Source organism: Hymenobacter roseosalivarius DSM 11622 (assembly GCF_900176135.1).
Lineage (GTDB): Bacteria > Bacteroidota > Bacteroidia > Cytophagales > Hymenobacteraceae > Hymenobacter > Hymenobacter roseosalivarius.
In genome coordinates this window covers 1-14,698 of sequence record NZ_FWWW01000058.1, presented here as the reverse complement: position 1 = coordinate 14,698, position 14,698 = coordinate 1, and the positions used below count along the sequence as shown (strand labels likewise).

Annotated in this window: 13 protein-coding genes and 1 pseudogene; 6 read left to right on the top strand and 8 right to left on the bottom strand. The window is 52.1% G+C overall.

Features of this window, described 5'->3' with window-relative positions; all coding sequences use genetic code 11:
• Positions 1 to 1,626, top strand: a complete 1,626-nt coding sequence (locus B9A24_RS08345; protein ID WP_084444722.1) for a hypothetical protein — start codon at positions 1 to 3, stop codon at positions 1,624 to 1,626.
• Between the two features lie 103 nt (positions 1,627 to 1,729).
• Here B9A24_RS08345 and B9A24_RS21590 read toward each other — a convergent pair whose 3' ends face one another.
• Positions 1,730 to 2,026 carry a hypothetical protein gene (locus tag B9A24_RS21590; RefSeq protein WP_143434838.1) on the bottom strand — a complete coding sequence of 99 codons (297 nt, stop codon included), beginning with the start codon at positions 2,024 to 2,026 and terminating at the stop codon, positions 1,730 to 1,732.
• Positions 2,027 to 2,138: 112 nt separating this feature from the next.
• On the opposite strand from B9A24_RS21590, the pseudogene B9A24_RS23215 reads away from it, so the two are divergent.
• From B9A24_RS23215 to B9A24_RS08325, 5 genes and pseudogenes are all read left to right on the top strand, one after another.
• Positions 2,139 to 2,974 (top strand): annotated as a pseudogene (locus tag B9A24_RS23215) (IS1595 family transposase).
• Entirely contained in the window at positions 2,974 to 3,669 is a 696-nt protein-coding gene (locus tag B9A24_RS08335) for a DUF433 domain-containing protein (RefSeq protein WP_234997110.1), read from the top strand. The pseudogene B9A24_RS23215 and the gene B9A24_RS08335 overlap by 1 nt, the downstream one beginning before the upstream one ends.
• Positions 3,666 to 4,082, top strand: a complete 417-nt coding sequence (locus tag B9A24_RS08330; RefSeq protein WP_084444721.1) for a PIN-like domain-containing protein — start codon at positions 3,666 to 3,668, stop codon at positions 4,080 to 4,082. The genes B9A24_RS08335 and B9A24_RS08330 overlap by 4 nt, the downstream gene beginning before the upstream one ends.
• Before the next feature lies 1 nt (position 4,083).
• Positions 4,084 to 4,257 (top strand): hypothetical protein, encoded by a 174-nt coding sequence (locus B9A24_RS22645; protein ID WP_234997108.1) that lies wholly within the window; start codon positions 4,084 to 4,086, stop codon positions 4,255 to 4,257.
• Between the two features lie 93 nt (positions 4,258 to 4,350).
• Complete coding sequence (locus B9A24_RS08325; RefSeq protein WP_084444720.1) at positions 4,351 to 4,614, top strand: hypothetical protein; 264 nt, start codon at positions 4,351 to 4,353, stop codon at positions 4,612 to 4,614.
• A gap of 298 nt (positions 4,615 to 4,912) precedes the next feature.
• Here B9A24_RS08325 and B9A24_RS08315 read toward each other — a convergent pair whose 3' ends face one another.
• The 7 genes from B9A24_RS08315 to B9A24_RS08285 all read right to left on the bottom strand — a co-directional run bounded on the left by B9A24_RS08315 (position 4,913) and on the right by B9A24_RS08285 (position 14,635).
• Positions 4,913 to 5,911, bottom strand: coding sequence for a DUF3871 family protein (locus B9A24_RS08315; RefSeq protein WP_084444718.1), 999 nt, complete (start codon positions 5,909 to 5,911; stop codon positions 4,913 to 4,915).
• Positions 5,886 to 6,800, bottom strand: a complete 915-nt coding sequence (locus B9A24_RS08310) for an AAA family ATPase (RefSeq protein ID WP_200813884.1) — start codon at positions 6,798 to 6,800, stop codon at positions 5,886 to 5,888. Before B9A24_RS08310 ends, B9A24_RS08315 begins: the two co-directional genes overlap by 26 nt.
• A 369-nt stretch (positions 6,801 to 7,169) precedes the next feature.
• Entirely contained in the window at positions 7,170 to 7,865 is a 696-nt protein-coding gene (locus B9A24_RS08305) for a M48 family metallopeptidase (RefSeq protein WP_084444717.1), read from the bottom strand.
• A gap of 2 nt (positions 7,866 to 7,867) precedes the next feature.
• The gene (locus B9A24_RS08300; protein WP_084444716.1) at positions 7,868 to 11,110 is read right to left on the bottom strand and encodes a type I restriction endonuclease subunit R; all 3,243 of its coding nucleotides are present in this window, start codon (positions 11,108 to 11,110) and stop codon (positions 7,868 to 7,870) included.
• 102 nt (positions 11,111 to 11,212) lie between these two features.
• Positions 11,213 to 12,430 (bottom strand): restriction endonuclease subunit S, encoded by a 1,218-nt coding sequence (locus B9A24_RS08295; RefSeq protein ID WP_084444715.1) that lies wholly within the window; start codon positions 12,428 to 12,430, stop codon positions 11,213 to 11,215.
• Positions 12,427 to 14,046: a type I restriction-modification system subunit M gene (locus B9A24_RS08290; RefSeq protein ID WP_234997106.1), complete on the bottom strand. Its 1,620-nt coding sequence runs from the start codon at positions 14,044 to 14,046 to the stop codon at positions 12,427 to 12,429. The genes B9A24_RS08295 and B9A24_RS08290 overlap by 4 nt, the downstream gene beginning before the upstream one ends.
• Before the next feature lie 247 nt (positions 14,047 to 14,293).
• On the bottom strand, positions 14,294 to 14,635 hold the full coding sequence (locus B9A24_RS08285) for a BRCT domain-containing protein (RefSeq protein WP_143434837.1): 342 nt from the start codon (positions 14,633 to 14,635) through the stop codon (positions 14,294 to 14,296).
• Positions 14,636 to 14,698 lie beyond the last annotated feature (63 nt).

Sequence of the window (14,698 nt, the reverse complement as noted above, 5' to 3'; positions counted from 1 at the left end):
ATGCATCCTAAGCCCACTACATTCGAGATTGAGCGTGATGATTTGCTGGCTTACTACGAAGCCTCCCCTGTTTATCGGCGAAGAGCAGATTACACGCCGGAAGCCTTCGATGGCCGTCGTCGAACCTATTTTCACCGGCTACAGGAATTGCTTGATCGCTATGCTGCTGCTTATCCCCATCTCCGTGATGCTTTAGGGCTAGAACTATCGCGTCCCCAGCGGCGCGCCACCTCGCTTCCTGGTGGCCTGGTATCCTATGAATTTGATGGCCTGATGCTAGCTGAACGCCTAGAGAGGCGGGTAGGCAGATTGCACCTTCTGCCGAACGCAACCTTGTTTTCGGCCTTCATTGAAGGCCCGAATTACTATTCCCCCGTTGCGCAGCAGCAACGTTTTCATTTTGAGCGCGCTGTTAAAATAGCCAAGGACTTAGCTCACGCCGTTACTCGTGAGTTGCTCACCACGGAAGAGGTTAAGTTGGCCTTACTGCGCCTTCGCGCCTTTGGACCCCTTAATTATCCGCTTTCTAATGAAGTATTGGGCCCAACTCCTTCCCCGGAGCAAGCGCAATGGTGGGAAAGAACTGGTCTACTAGCTGATCGCAGTTATTTACAAGCTACAACCCGTTCCAGTCACGAAGCTGCCTATGCAACCTATAATCATACCCAAGTTGCAGCCCTATCTCCTCTTGAGGCGCAGGAATTAGTAAGCGAGGCGAAGCAAGCTAGCTTATGGCCTAAAGGTAATGCTGCGTTTTCCCCAGAATTCTATGCTCGTTATTTTGTTCATGTAGCTTTACCTGCAGTCCACCACAGCCCCGAAACCCGGGTAATACTGGGAGTGGCAGCCCTTTATGTTAGCCCTTGCGAAGCTCTATCCCCTGATCAGCAAAAGACATGGTTGCATTGTCTCCAAAAGATAGTGGCAGAAAAGCCAGCATTGGCTAATGTCTTCTTTGAGGCACTTGATCATACTTGGCACTCCTACGAGAAGGCATCTGACCGTTTAGAAAAACACCTCAGACTATCTCGGTGGCTCAGTCGCAGCGCTCCAAGCTCAATCACTACCTTTTATGAAGCGCTTGGCACTCACCTTGACCTTGAAGATGATGTTAGCATCGCAGAGCGCATAGCAAATGTGCTAAAACTAGCACGCCTTGTTCAACCTAATAGGCGACTTTACCCTGCCCATACTGAATTATCTGCGCTTGCTGCAGATTTATGCAATGGACTTTATCAGCAGCTTGATTTACGACTCGCTGCTGACCAAGCAGCTTTGCGTGACCTTTTTCCTTTATTAGCCTTTAGCCTGGACTCGGGAGAGATTGAGGTAATCGAAGAGATATTAGTGGAAGAAGTGGTTACGTATGAAGGTGAATCAACACAATCTTCCGCTGAAAAATGGTTAGAAGGAGAAGGGTTGCTTGCAAAGAGGATTCGTTATCGTCTGCGTGCACAATTACTAAACTTTACTTTACCATTTATGAGCGATAGGTATCAACTTTTAAAAAATCTGCTTATAAATTTTAGTACGAAAGATGAATTTGAAGAAAATGACCAAGTAATGTTGAGCCGTTATGATATCGATTATTTTATACAAACCTGCGATCTATTGTCATTCAATTGATGGCAGGTTTATATAAAATAAATAACAGAACAAATCTCATTATACTCTATATTTCAAGAGCTTATTGACACACTTATTTTAAATGTACAAATGATCTATTAATCTATGATGTAATATCGCGCTTAATAATTGCAAACAGTCCAGAAGCAGTTGTAACCTCAGGCTCTAGATCAGTTTCTGACATATAATTTTGTAAAGCGACAGACGGATGAATACTATTTCTCCATTCGCGGACTGCATGAGAAGGTTCAACAATACGTCCTGTTTTAGGTATCCTTTTAGCTACTTTAATCATCGTAACAAAGCGCCAGGTTTTTGGGTCAAGTCGATTTTCATGACTAGTGAAGTTAGCTCTATCTGGAGTAGTTTGTGCTGTCGAAAGTGTAATTGCAGCAGCCAAGTCTAGAGGTAACTGACTAAGCAAGCAATCAAGCGAAAGTCCCTCTAGAGCGCATCCGAAGCCAGCTAAACTTAATCTATAGGACCCGGAGTGCATTGAGTATTTAGCTCAATTGCGGTGGAACGGGCAAGCACAATGCCCGTACTGCGAGCACACCCGCGCCTATGAATTAAAAGGCAAAACGCGCCGCTGGAAATGCGCTTCTTGCCGTCAGCAATTTAGTGTGCGTGTCGGGACTATTTTCGAGGACAGCAAAATACGGCTGCGTAAATGGTTCTTCGCTAATTACCTAGTTACAGCGCACAAAAAAGGGGTTTCTTCGCATCAATTAGGGCGTGATTTAAAGCTGACACAGAAAACAGCGTGGTTTGTGTTGCAGCGTATGCGGCAAGCATTTGCGCCCGAAGAGGGACAGCTTACCAACGAAGTTGAAATTGACGAAACCTTTGTAGGCGGCAAAGAGAAGAATAAACATGCCAACAAGCGCACAGAAGGACGTAGCACCAAAACAAAGACGCCCGTACTCGGTATTCTACAGCGCGACGGTAAGGTGTACGCGGTGCCTGTTGTGAATACCGCTGCTAACACTATCTTGCCGTTCATTGCGGAAAGGTAGAAGCTGGCTCAACCGTTTATACGGACGAACACCACCCCTATAAGGCACTGAACGGCATGTCTGTGCATGGTGTCGTTCAGCATAGCGCCGCTCAGTACGTAGACGGTAAGGTTCACACCAACAGCATAGAAAGCTTTTGGGCATTATTCAAGTGCGGTATTATTGGTGTCTATCACCACACCAGCGGTAAGCACCTGCATTTATATGTCAACGAGTTTACTTTTCGCTTTAATAATCGTAAATTAAGTGAGGGCTCACGCTTTGATGTTCTATTAGCAAATACCAATAACAAACATCTTACATATAAAGAACTAATTAAAGAATCGAAATAATGGCACCCCCTGTAGATATGCAATCCTTTGAAAATAAGCCTGTGTTAGGAGGGGGTATTTATACCGTCCCTGATATTGCACAGATATTGCGCTTGTCTATTAATAAGGCAAGTCGCTGGATAAAAACATACTGGGACGAAAAATTAGGGAAAGAATTTGATAATCAATATTCTTGGTATGTTGATCAATCTAAAGCAGTCAATTTCCATACGTTAATCGAACTGTATATTTTTCATCAACTAAATATTATTGGAATTAAACCTAGAGAAGTTCTAAAGGCTCACAAAGATTTATCTGAACGCTTTGGCACGCAATTCCCATTTGCAAATGAAAATGTTTTAAAGTCCCTTAACGCTGATGGCAGAAAGATTTATTTTGAGCAAAATGATCAGTCTATTGTCACTCTAGATAATTCAAACCAATTAAATCTAGATTTTATAAGATCGTTTTTTAAATTTATAGATTTTGATGATGATGCACTTGCAAGTAGATTTTGGCCATTAGGTAAAGCAAAAAGTATTGTCTGTGATCCTGACCGCCAATTTGGCCATGCTGTGATAGAGAATACCAATATTTATCCTGATACTATTTATAGCTTACATATTGCTGGTGAGCCTACTGAATTTATTGCTTCCCTATATGGCATAAGTAAAGAACAAGTTGAAAATGCAATTGAATACTGTATGGCGGCATGATTATTTACATAGACGAAAATATGCCGGAAGAACTAGCGGAAGGATTAAACATACTTCAAAAACAATTAAATAAGAAATATCATACGGAAATAGAAGTAAAGTCTATAAAAAGGGTTTTTGGACAAGGAGCGAAAGACGAAGAATGGATTCCTATTGCGGGCGATCAAGGAGCTTGCATAATAACACAGGACTCGAAAATACAGCGTATTAAACATCAGAGTGAACTATGCAAGAAATATAAACTAGGACTATTTTTCTTAAATCAACCTTCTGGTAAAGGGTTGACTTATTGGCAAATGGTTGAACTGTGCGTGCAAAGATGGGAGTCCATACTGGAAATAGCGCTTCGAGAAGAAAGACCATTTTGTTATAGACATACGGCAAGAAAGGGATTCACCAAATTGAGCTTGTAACATGAAAGAAAAACAAGTTAAAAATTCAAGAGGGAATAGTGACATTAATATCCCCCCTCAGGACATCAAAACGGAACCAGGGCAACCAACCTTCAAGCAAACATTGCAAAAGATATTAGCGAAGCCAAAAAAGAAGAACCAGAGTCCATCTCACCCACGTCAGCCGATTAAATAGTGCGAATAAATTTGCACGAAAGTCAATGCGGCACGTATAATTGAATAAGTCGCATAAAATCAAGATATAATTCAACATTCACCAACTCCCACTATGGAAAGCGATGTATTGAAACTGACGGGCATAATCGAGCCCGGCGATCTTCCTAATACCTATATGGGTAGGATCAAGGAAATCATAGGCATCGTCTCACAAGGTAAGACGAGTCAAGAAGCGTACGTTAATCTGGTTGCTACAACAGCAAGCATGTTGGAGTACAAGCGAGATCAAGCGTTAGCCTTGTTAGAGAAACAGAATAACAAGCACGTAACAATGGAACCGAATGCCAAAGTTAAATTCTACTTGGAAACTGCTTAGTAAATGGATTTAGATAGATTTCTTGCTTGGTTGGTTTACTGTGGCTGCGAAGAAATAGAAGATAACCGATTGTACTTTCTTTATCAAAATAAGGAGAATCAACAGACAGCTCCAATCCCCAATGAGGCAAAAATCTTTAAGCAGAACATGTACTTGATTTGCCTAAGTTTGAAAATAGATATGCCAGTAGAATTTGGGAAATACCAAAGGCAACTGGATAAAATTTATAAAAATGCGGACTTGTAAGTCCGCATTTTTATTTACCTTCTGGGTTACACAAGTATATCAATCTCAATTATTAAGTTAAATACCAGCTAGTTGGCCCGCCACCTACTGATTCTTGTACATGTCCTGCGAATTCCAGCGCGTTGAGAGTCCGGTCCAGGAATTGATCAATGTAGGTGCTCTTGTTGGCCCCAGTGAACAGATTATAAAGGCGCCAGAGGTTGATTTGCCTCTCTTTATCGCGGCAGAAGCTTTGGTCGCGGTAGTAGTCCCGGCAGACTGCGGCTAACTGTTGATCGCCATAGAGTAAAGGTGGAATATTCTTCTTCTCGGCTGCGGGAAGAAACTGATACAGGCGACAGCGGCCAATGAGCAAGGCGAACTGCGCCTCTGTCAGCGCATAATTACCCAACTGTTGCAACTGGGTCAGGTGTCGGTGCTGATCGTAAGTCTGCAGCAGGTTGTAGACAGCTACCCGCAACTGCTCTAGGCTACTTACACGCACGTCGCTACGATAGCCGTCGGTGCGCACGCACAGGTTGGTGCAGACCGTGTTCTGAAAGCCCACAAACAGCTTGAAGTGCTCGGCCGCGCCCTTGCGGTGGTAGAGGTTATCCAGGTTGTAAGCTTTCACCCCGCCGACCTGCAGGGTAAGGCGGTTGCCCTCAATGGTGTCAAACAGGGTGGGGACCTCCACGCAGAACATCATGCGCTCGTAGTAGAGCGTGCGCTCCCAGTCTTCGAGCTGGGTGGCGGGCTTATGCTTAGCCTCGGGAATGCGGCCCTTGATGGGGTGGGACACCCGCACTTGGGGCAGCAGGATCTGCTCGCCGCGGAACACCTCCTGCATGGCTTCCTGCGTGACGTCAATAAAGTCAGCCTGGCTGATGAGCGGCTCGTTGTCTTTGACAAAGACGGGAATGGTGTGCTGGTGGCGCAGCTCCTGCAGGTCCACAGCCAGGGTATTGGCCTCGATAAAAGCACGAGAGCCAGACGCTTGCGGGTCTGGCTCTCGATCGAAGGCAGGTGGGGATAGGGGCCGGGCGTTAGGCCCGAGTAGCAAGGTTTCCATAAGTGGGTTGGGGTTGAGGGTGAAGGAAAGAAGAAAGGGGAATAGGTGAGTTACTGGTATTCGCAGCCACTTGCAGGTGGTACTTGTGGGCCTGGAACTGCGCTTTGAGCTCCGTTTGCTGCTCAACCGGCAGGCTGTGGTACAGCTGGGTGAGCTCAGCCAGGGTCCGGCACTGCCCGATGGCGCGCAGCACCCCCTCCTCCGGCTTGGGCTGGGTGCCCGTCTGGCACCACTGGCGCAGGGTCTCCCCTACCTCTGCGCACAGGCGCACGGGCACCTGGTCGCTATAGAGCCGGGTCCGGTCCTTGGTGGCGGTGGCCTGGTGGCGCAAATCCACCTCAAAGACGAGGGTGAACTCGTAGTCGAGGCCCTCGCGCTGGATGCTCTTCAGGCCTACTTTCTCCGGGACTTGCTTACCGTTTTTCTCCGCCAGCAGGTACTCGGTTTTGGCCCGCACGGTGGCGATGATGTGAGCCGGGGACAGGAGCAGGCGCTGGATAAAGGCCGTATGGCGGGGCGTGACCTTAGCCCAGGCGCTGAAGGAGTTGCCGGGCAGCGAGGCGTGGTAGTCGAGCAGGTGCTCCCACTCCGGAGTGATGGAGTCGAGAATGATAACCTGCATACCTGCCTGCTCGCACACGCCCAGGGCCTCGGCGTAGCGCTCCGGGGTGAAAGGAGCCGTCAGGCGCAACACGCGGTACTCGCCTAGGTCGGCGTAGAGATCGGCCGAGCCGTTCTCCGTGTCAATGACGGCGACCTTCGTCCAGTCGCCTCCGGCCAGGCCATGAGCGATTAAAAGAGCGCCCATGGTTTTGCCCGCCCCACTGGGGCCTTGCAGCAGCAGACGCATCGTACATTGCCGCCGATCCGCTAGGTGTAGTTTCATCATGCGTAAAAAGGTTAGAGGTGGAAGAATACACTTGCCGCCCTTGCGGCGAGCAGGAATTAAAAAAAGAATGGTAGAGAGAATAAATAGGGCACGTCCTAGAGTCGGGCAACCCACCGTTGCGGCATTGGCAGCCTGAAGCGAGAGAAAGCAGCTGCGTCAGTAGTGTCCAAAAAGACTCGTCACCCGACAGCAACGACTCACCGGTACGCTCGAAGGCATCAGCCGAAAATCCGGCTGATGTTGAAAATCAAAGAGTTATTACACAAAAGACCTCCGACAGGCGGCCCGTCGGCAGAATTGTATTCCTGCCACTCGATTCGCATGGGCGTTGCCTTACGGCCGTAGGAAAGGGAAGGCGCCTCCCGACGATCAGGGGTTGCCGTACACCATCAGGCGGGCGTCCAGGCTTTTCCAGTTGGGCAGTTGCTGGGCCAGCTCCGCCCAGAACTCCTTGGAGTGGTCCTTCACCTTGGTGTGGCAGAGCTCGTGCACAATCACGTAGTCGATCAGCGTGAAGGGCAGCTTGATGACGTCCTTGTTCAGGATAATGGTATTGGTGGCGGTGCAACTCCCCCACCGCTTAGCCATTTGGCGAAACTTCAGGTCCTGGTATGGGAGGCCCTTTTCCGCAGCTAGCTTCCTCACCCGGGGTGCCAGTTTCTCCTGGGCTTTCTGGCGGAAGAAAGCGTCCAGAGCCTGCTTAATGGTGGCTTGGTTATCCCCTCCCGGATTGACCTGAATGAGAAACCGGGAGTGGTTGAAGTCCACCTGAGCGGAGACTATGCTTTCGGTCTGAATCACTTCGGCGTAATAGCTGCGGCCTAAGTAAGTGATGCGGGAGCCCGTGACGATAGCTTCGGCGGCTACCTCGCGCACCAACTCCAGCTTTTGCAAGACCCAGCGGGCTTTCTTCAGCACGAGCTTATCGGCTTGGGCACTGGGCAGCGCTCGCCCTTTCAGAACGACGCCCTGCTCCTTGTCCACGCTCAGGTAGTGCGCCTTCAGGTGGGGACTGTCCTGAATGGTGTAATGAATGGTTGTATCGCCGTACTGTACGCTGGGCATTCTTAGTTCTTTCGTAGTATTTCCACCAGCTCCTTGGCTTTCTCCTTGGCAGCGGGGCGCTCCATGGTGGCGGAGAGCAGCTTGCGAATCTTGCTTTCGATGGTGTTGCGCACCTCGCCCTTATCACGCCAGCCCACAATTTCCAGCTCCCCACTGACCAGCTCGAATAGCTCGTGGGTGGCGGCGGTGGCCTGGCCGTCGAAGATGGTCTTCATGGAGTTGAACACCGCTATTTGGCTTTCGGTGTGAAACCCTTCGGCGTTGCCTTCCTGGTTTTCGTTGCTGACCGTGTCGGCCAGCTCGCTGAAGGCCAGCAGCAACTGAGCTTGGTCGAGGCGCTGAGCTTCGTATTCTTTGAGCAGCTCTTCCAGGCGCTGGGCCAGCGGTTTGTAAAAGTCGGGGTTGCGATCCATGCCCAGCTTAATGACGTGCTTAAGCTGGTTGCGCATCTTCAGCATCTTGGTGCCGGGCGAGGCGTTCAGAATCTCTTGCTTGAACTTCTCGCGGTCAATAATGCTCACGGGCTCTTCCAGTAGGTTTTGTACGCCCGCTGCCAGTAGGTGCTCGTTGATGAGCTGCTGGAGCATTTTGCTTTCGTCCTTGCTGATTTTTAGCTCCTCGTCGTCGGGGTAGGTGTTGCGGGCGCGAACCTTGATTTCGTTGAAGAGCTTGAAGTCGCCCTGATACTTCATAGCCGCCTGGTTGGGCAGTACAATATTGACTGACTTGTTAAATGACTTTAGCAGCGCTTTGAATTCATCGCGCCGGTGTAAAGGCTCGATGAACTGAATGCACTCGTCGATGAAGCCCTCCCGCTGGTAGCCCTTGTTGGCTTTGAGCGGCTTGCAGAAGGCCAGCAGCTTGGCGTGGTTGAGCTCCAGCTGGGGAATCTCCTCGTTTAGGTTTTTGAGAATGTCATCCGGGCGCACGTCGCCGGAGAAGATTTCCAGGGCCTGAATCAGGTGCTGGGTGATGCCGCTGTAGTCGACGATGTAGCCGGCGGCTTTGCTCTTGTAGGTGCGATTAACGCGGGCAATGGCCTGGAGCAGATTGTGCGCTTTCAGGGGCTTATCGAGGTAGAGGCAGCCAGCAATGGGCGCGTCGTAGCCGGTCAGCAGCATATCCGACACGATGAGGATGGCCGTGTTGTCGTACTTCTTGCGGGTACCCGACTGGTCCAGCTCGGCCTCGTTGCCAAAGGGCAGCTTAAAGTCCTCCGTTACAGCTTTGATTTCTTCCGCTGGGGTAGCTAGCAGTGGCTTTGGGTCGTGTGGGTTGTCCTTGTTCCAGTTCAGGCGCTCCATTTGCTCTTCGGCGAGCGGGTCCGACTTGGGCGAACCCATGCTTACCACCACTTTGGTAGTGAAGTCATGAAACCCTGCCTGGCGCAGCTGCTCTATCACCTGCTGGTACTGTAAGGCCGCGCGCCGGCCGGAGCATACGAGCAGCGCCTTGTATTCGTCCTTATATATCTTATCGCGAAAGTGGGTAAGCAGGTGCTTGGCAATTTCCGTCACGCGCTCCGTTGAGAGCTGATATTTTAGCAGGGCCGCGTCCTTGAGCTTGCCCTTTTTCTCCTCCGACTCGTGGCCAAACTTCACCTCGAACTCGGCGTCCAGCTCCGCTTTTTTTACGTCGAGCCGAGCAATGCCGGCGTCGTAAAGCAGCGGCACCGTGGCGCCGTCGACCACTGACTCCACAATGGTATACACGTCGAGATACTGGTCGCCGTAGAACTCGGCTAGCGTAGACTTATCTTCCTTAGAAATAGGCGTGCCGGTGAAAGCCACGAACTTGGCGTGGGGCAGCACGGTGCGCATGAAAGCGGCCAGGAAGCCGTAGTGGCTGCGGTGGGCCTCATCGACGAGCACGTATATGTTCTGCTTCTTGCTCAGGGGCACCAGCTCTATTTCTGTTCGGCTTACTTCTACCCACTTGCCGGCAACTAGCTCTTTCTCAATCGTCACCAGATTATTGCCTTCAATTAACTGGGAGGTCAGTACTGGTCGCGGCAGGATGGGCGCTATGGAGTCATCAAAGGTGTCGTCGGGGTCTGTGGGGTTACCGGCGCCGTTGGTGGTATCGGTTTCGTCCGTGGCGTCCTTGTCGGCTTGCTGAAACTTCTGGAGCGTGGTGGTAATAATACCGCCGTAGTCATTGCGCAGCAGCCGTTCGAGGTGGCGCACGGAGCTGGCTTGCTGTACACTTTTGAAGCCTACGTTCTGGAAGGTGGTCGTGATTTGCTGATCCAGATCTTTGCGGTCGGTCAGCACGAGCACCGTCGGGTTGTCAAACCCATACTCGGGCGCTTGCAGCTTACGAGCCAGATAGGCCATGGTCAGCGACTTGCCGCTGCCCTGGGTGTGCCACACCACGCCACCCTGTTGGTGGGCTTGCAGCTTGGCGATGGTCTTGTTTACGGCCCGTACCTGCTGGTAGCGGGGCAGCTTCTTGATGATGCGGCCCTCGTCCAGCTCAAACAGCACGAAGTGGCGCACGAGGTCAAGCAAGCGCTCCGGCTGAAACAGGTAGTACAGCAGTTTGTCCTGGGCCGTCGGAATTTTGCCCCCCAGCAAGGCCAGTAGCTCGGGCTCATCGTCGGGGGCGCGGTAGTGGGAATAGAACGGCTGGGGCGTGCCGATGGCTCCGTAGCGCGCACCTATCCCCCAGATACCCGCGCAAAGCTGGTTGTAGTGAAACAGCCGCTCGGAGTTGCGCTGGTAAAACTCCAGGTCGGAATAGGCGCTGCCCCAAGCGTTGTTGGCGCCGCTGGCCTTGCACTCCAGCACGCCCAGGGGCAGGCCGTTGACATACACCACTACATCGGGGATGGAGTTGCCATGCTTGCCGTGAAACTTCAGCTGACTGATGGCCAGAAACTCATTAGTAGCCGGCGTGGCGTAGTCGAGGAAGCGGACCGGCACGAAGGCTACTTCCCCACTGGCCAGCGTCTGCTTCAGCGTCAGCGTATCGCCCCGCAGCAGCTCCCACACGCGCTGGTTGGTTTCCATCAGCGAGGCAGCGGCTACCGATGTCAACTGGTCGAAGGCCTTTTGCTGGTTGGTGGCGTCGAGCAGGGGGTTGAGGCGGGCAATAGCGGCCCGCAACCGTTGGGGCAGTACTACCTGCGTGATGTCGGGCCGCTCGGCGGCGAGGGCCGCACCAGGCAGGTGGTAGTAGCCCAACTGCTGGAGCAGCGCCAGCGCGGGCTCCTCGGAGGTAACAAACTCTGGCCCGCTGCTCATATAAACTACGTAGTATTCGAGAGGATATAGATGGATGTCTGAAAAACCAGCCCGTCCTGCGGCGCTTGCCAAAGCAGGACGGGCTGACGGTATAATACGCCTTTACCCAGCCATTTCCGCCGCCCCCCGCACCCGGCGCTGGCCCGTGAGCAACTGCTGCATCAGCCCGCGCTTAAGCTCTTGGTACTGGGCTTTCTTGTCAGTCAGGACTTGAAGCTTGGCGTCGACAGTGGTGAGGATTTGAGCTATTTGGCGTTGTTCGGAAAGTGGTAAAGCAGGCACCAAGAATTTCTTTACGTCAGCTAAATTGAGTCCTGGTTGAGCATTACCTTTCTCATAATTACGGACATTTTCCCTTCCAATGGGAGACTGCAAGACGTAGTAATAAAACATGGAGTCAGCTCTCTCAGAATCAATTGCAATTCTTGCAGTAGTCTGAGTAATATTGGCGCCTTCAAGCCAATCAGGCACGATTGCCAGGTTACCCAGCCCTGCTCCAACTATTGTTATAAGAATATCACCCTTCTTCAGTCGGGCTCTTTTATAAGGTTCTTCAACGCGTTTAGACACTTTGAAAAAATCATCCGGGCTCACCCAACCTCTTGAATAATCCTTACCCCGCACGAGGAATGTTCCATCTGCATCAAAGGGGCCAGGTTGTACGATGCCGTATGTAATACTCCGATTGACTTGCACTAAATCGTCGAGCTTTATAATACTCCAACTCTCAGGAATGCCCCCCAACGGCGAATCCTTGAACGTGGTATGGCCAATGCCGCGCGTGAGCAGGCGCTGCATCAGGCCCTTTTTCAGCTCCTGGGTTTGCGCTAGCTGTTCGTCAATCACGGCCATCTTCTCATCCACCGTGGACAGGATTTCGGCTATTTTCTGCTGCTCGGGAAGCGGGGGAAGCGCAATCTTATGTTTGTGAACAACATTTCTATTCAAGGTCGGTACGCCGGTACCTGTTCCGTAGCGTTTTAAGTCTATGCTTATCAGTAGATAGAAAAGATATTTAGGGTCATTACCCTTGGTGTTCTTTACATAAAGCGTAGTATTCAGCGGCCAGCAATTAGCTTCCTCATAGTATAGTCTCCCTATGGTTCCCGAACGACCTGTAACTATCGTGGGACCAGCTACCTTCCACTCATTGTGCATATCAATCATGCCATTGGAGCCAATAAGAGGATGCTCACCTTTTGTCCTGCTTTGTACAGGAAGGTCATAGCCTCGTTGCAATTCCAACGCCTCAATAAGCTCCACCGCCTCCCACTCCTCCGGAATCTCACCAATTTTCGTTTGCTTATACCCACTCTTCATATTCCAATCTCCTCCAGCAAGCGTTCCAGTTTCTCGTCAATCTCGGCTTCTTTGGCTTCCAGCTCGCGCAGAGCGGCGTGCACGGTGGGCAAATCGATGGCGGCGGCGGCCGTGCTGCGGTCGATGTAGCGGGAGATGTTCAGGTTGTAGTCGTTGGCTTTTATCTCGGCCAGCTCCACTACGCGCATGTACTTGTCCACATCCTGGCCCGCCGCGTAGGCCGCCAGAATGCGCTCTACGTGGGTATCCAGCAGCTCATTCTGGTTTTTGCCTTCCCGGAACTCCTGACTGGCATCGAGCAGCAGCACGCGCTGCTTCAGGGTTGCGGGCTTGCTTTTGGCCAGCACCCAGATAGCCGCCGGAATGCCCGTGTTGTAGAACAGGGCGGAGGGCAAACCCACGATGCCTTCCACCAGGTCGGCTTCGAGCAGCTTTTGGCGGATGCTGCCTTCGGCCCCACCCCGAAATAGAGTACCGTGGGGCAGCACCACACCCATGCGGCCATCCTGCTTGAGCACGGCCAGCATGTGCTGCAAAAAAGCCAGGTCGGCGTAGCCACGGGGCGGAATACCATAGTGCAGGCGGCCGAACTTATCGACTACGGCGCTGGCGTAGTTGGGGGCTATTTCCTTTTCCTTGCCGTCTTTGCCCAGCTTCTTTTCCTGGTTTACTTCGGCCGGCGTCCACCAGCGGTCCTGGGAGAAGGGTGGGTTGGCAATCACCCGGTCGAAGAGCATAAGCTCGTTGTCCGAGTTCTTGTGCTGAGGGTTCACCAGCGTGTCGCCCTTGCGCAGGTCGGCGCTGTCGAAATTGTGTAGCAGCATGTTGAGCTTGGCAATGGCCCAGGTGCCCAGGTTTTTCTCCTGCCCGTACAGCGACACGTTGATGTTGTTGCCCACTTTGCCCCCCAGCTGCCCGGCCACGTAGCGCGCACTCTCAATCAGCATACCGCCCGAACCGCAGGTGGGGTCGTACACCTTATTGCGCGGCTCGGGCCGGATCAGGCCCACGATGAGCTTCACCACGCCGCGGGGCGTGTAGAACTCGCCGCCCTTCTTGCCCGCGTCGTCGGCAAACTGCTTGATGAGGTACTCGTAGGCGTCGCCGAGCAGGTCGGGCGTGTACAAGTCAGCATTGCGCAGGGAATACTGGTTGAAGTGGCGCAGCAGGCGTTGCAGGGTATCATCGGAGAGCTTTTCCTTGTCGCCGAACTTGGTGGCCGTCATCACGCCCTCCAGTTGGGTGTTCTCGCGCTCAATGGCGGCAAAGGCTTTATCCAGGGCCACACCAATGTTTTCGGTGGCTTTCTTCACCTCGGCCCAGCGGGCTTCGGGGGGCATTTTGAAGTAGGTTTCGTCCTCGGCCTCCTCGCGGCTCACCCCATCGCGGGCTATGATCAAGTCTACTTCTTCCTCGAACACATCGTTGGCACGCTTCAGAAATAGCAGCCCGAAGATGTAGTTCTTGAAGTCGGAGCTATCGATGCTGCCGCGCAATATATTGGCCGAGTCCCAGAGCCAGGATTCGAGGGTTTGCAGGTCAAGTTTGGGCATAGAAGTGGTAATCGGGGGCATTGCCGGCTTGGGGGCGCTGGCAAAGAAGTCTAGTTGGGACATCGGGAAAGCTATTCAGCGTAGAACTGAGATACACACGCTACCAAATGTAAGTCGGCTGTTGGTAGTATGAAAGCTGTCGAAGTTAGATAAGGTGGACAGGCTCCAGTAACCAGTTGCTCGTCAAGCGTAAGCGTAAGACTACAGCGGGGACAGTCGCTAACCACCAGCGTTATGCAGGCTGGACTAAAGGCAACCGATAGCTAGCAAATCAGCGGAGATAGTCTTTCCAGTGCTGTTCCGAAGTAATTCACAGGTCAGCACCCTGAGCGCGTAGCTGCAAGGCCTTCTCAATTTTTCGCCCTTGACTCGTGCTCGCCCAGTCCTGGCTGCCGAAGGCACCAATAACGACGTAGTTGGTCGTACGCGAGGGAGCAGCATCTGCAGGAATGCCCCCCAGGGCTTGAATAGCACTGAATACCGCCACCCGGGTGCCGTAGGCAAACTTGCCCGTCACCACGAACTGTCGGTCGGTAAACACGAGCGGGTGAGGCTGCGGGTTGCACAGGGGCAGCTCCGCCGTGGTCGTCGCTGGCTCCAGCTCAACCGCAGGGTCTACGGGCAGCGGTGAAGTACAAAGGGCTTCCATCACGATCTTAAGCTCAGCCCGCTCCTCCGCGTCGCAGACGCCATCGGCAAAGAACTAGGGTAGGTG

What these genes read in the sequence shown, in the direction of transcription:
- B9A24_RS08345 (WP_084444722.1), top strand. Translation starts at nt 1, where the DNA reads ATGCATCCTAAGCCCACTACATTCGAGATTGAGCGTGATGATTTGCTG.
- B9A24_RS08335 (WP_234997110.1), top strand. Translation starts at nt 2,974, where the DNA reads ATGGCACCCCCTGTAGATATGCAATCCTTTGAAAATAAGCCTGTGTTA.
- B9A24_RS08330 (WP_084444721.1), top strand. Translation starts at nt 3,666, where the DNA reads ATGATTATTTACATAGACGAAAATATGCCGGAAGAACTAGCGGAAGGA.
- B9A24_RS22645 (WP_234997108.1), top strand. Translation starts at nt 4,084, where the DNA reads ATGAAAGAAAAACAAGTTAAAAATTCAAGAGGGAATAGTGACATTAAT.
- B9A24_RS08325 (WP_084444720.1), top strand. Translation starts at nt 4,351, where the DNA reads ATGGAAAGCGATGTATTGAAACTGACGGGCATAATCGAGCCCGGCGAT.
- B9A24_RS08315 (WP_084444718.1), bottom strand. Translation starts at nt 5,911, where the DNA reads ATGGAAACCTTGCTACTCGGGCCTAACGCCCGGCCCCTATCCCCACCT.
- B9A24_RS08310 (WP_200813884.1), bottom strand. Translation starts at nt 6,800, where the DNA reads ATGATGAAACTACACCTAGCGGATCGGCGGCAATGTACGATGCGTCTG.
- B9A24_RS08305 (WP_084444717.1), bottom strand. Translation starts at nt 7,865, where the DNA reads ATGCCCAGCGTACAGTACGGCGATACAACCATTCATTACACCATTCAG.
- B9A24_RS08300 (WP_084444716.1), bottom strand. Translation starts at nt 11,110, where the DNA reads ATGAGCAGCGGGCCAGAGTTTGTTACCTCCGAGGAGCCCGCGCTGGCG.
- B9A24_RS08295 (WP_084444715.1), bottom strand. Translation starts at nt 12,430, where the DNA reads ATGAAGAGTGGGTATAAGCAAACGAAAATTGGTGAGATTCCGGAGGAG.
- B9A24_RS08290 (WP_234997106.1), bottom strand. Translation starts at nt 14,046, where the DNA reads ATGTCCCAACTAGACTTCTTTGCCAGCGCCCCCAAGCCGGCAATGCCC.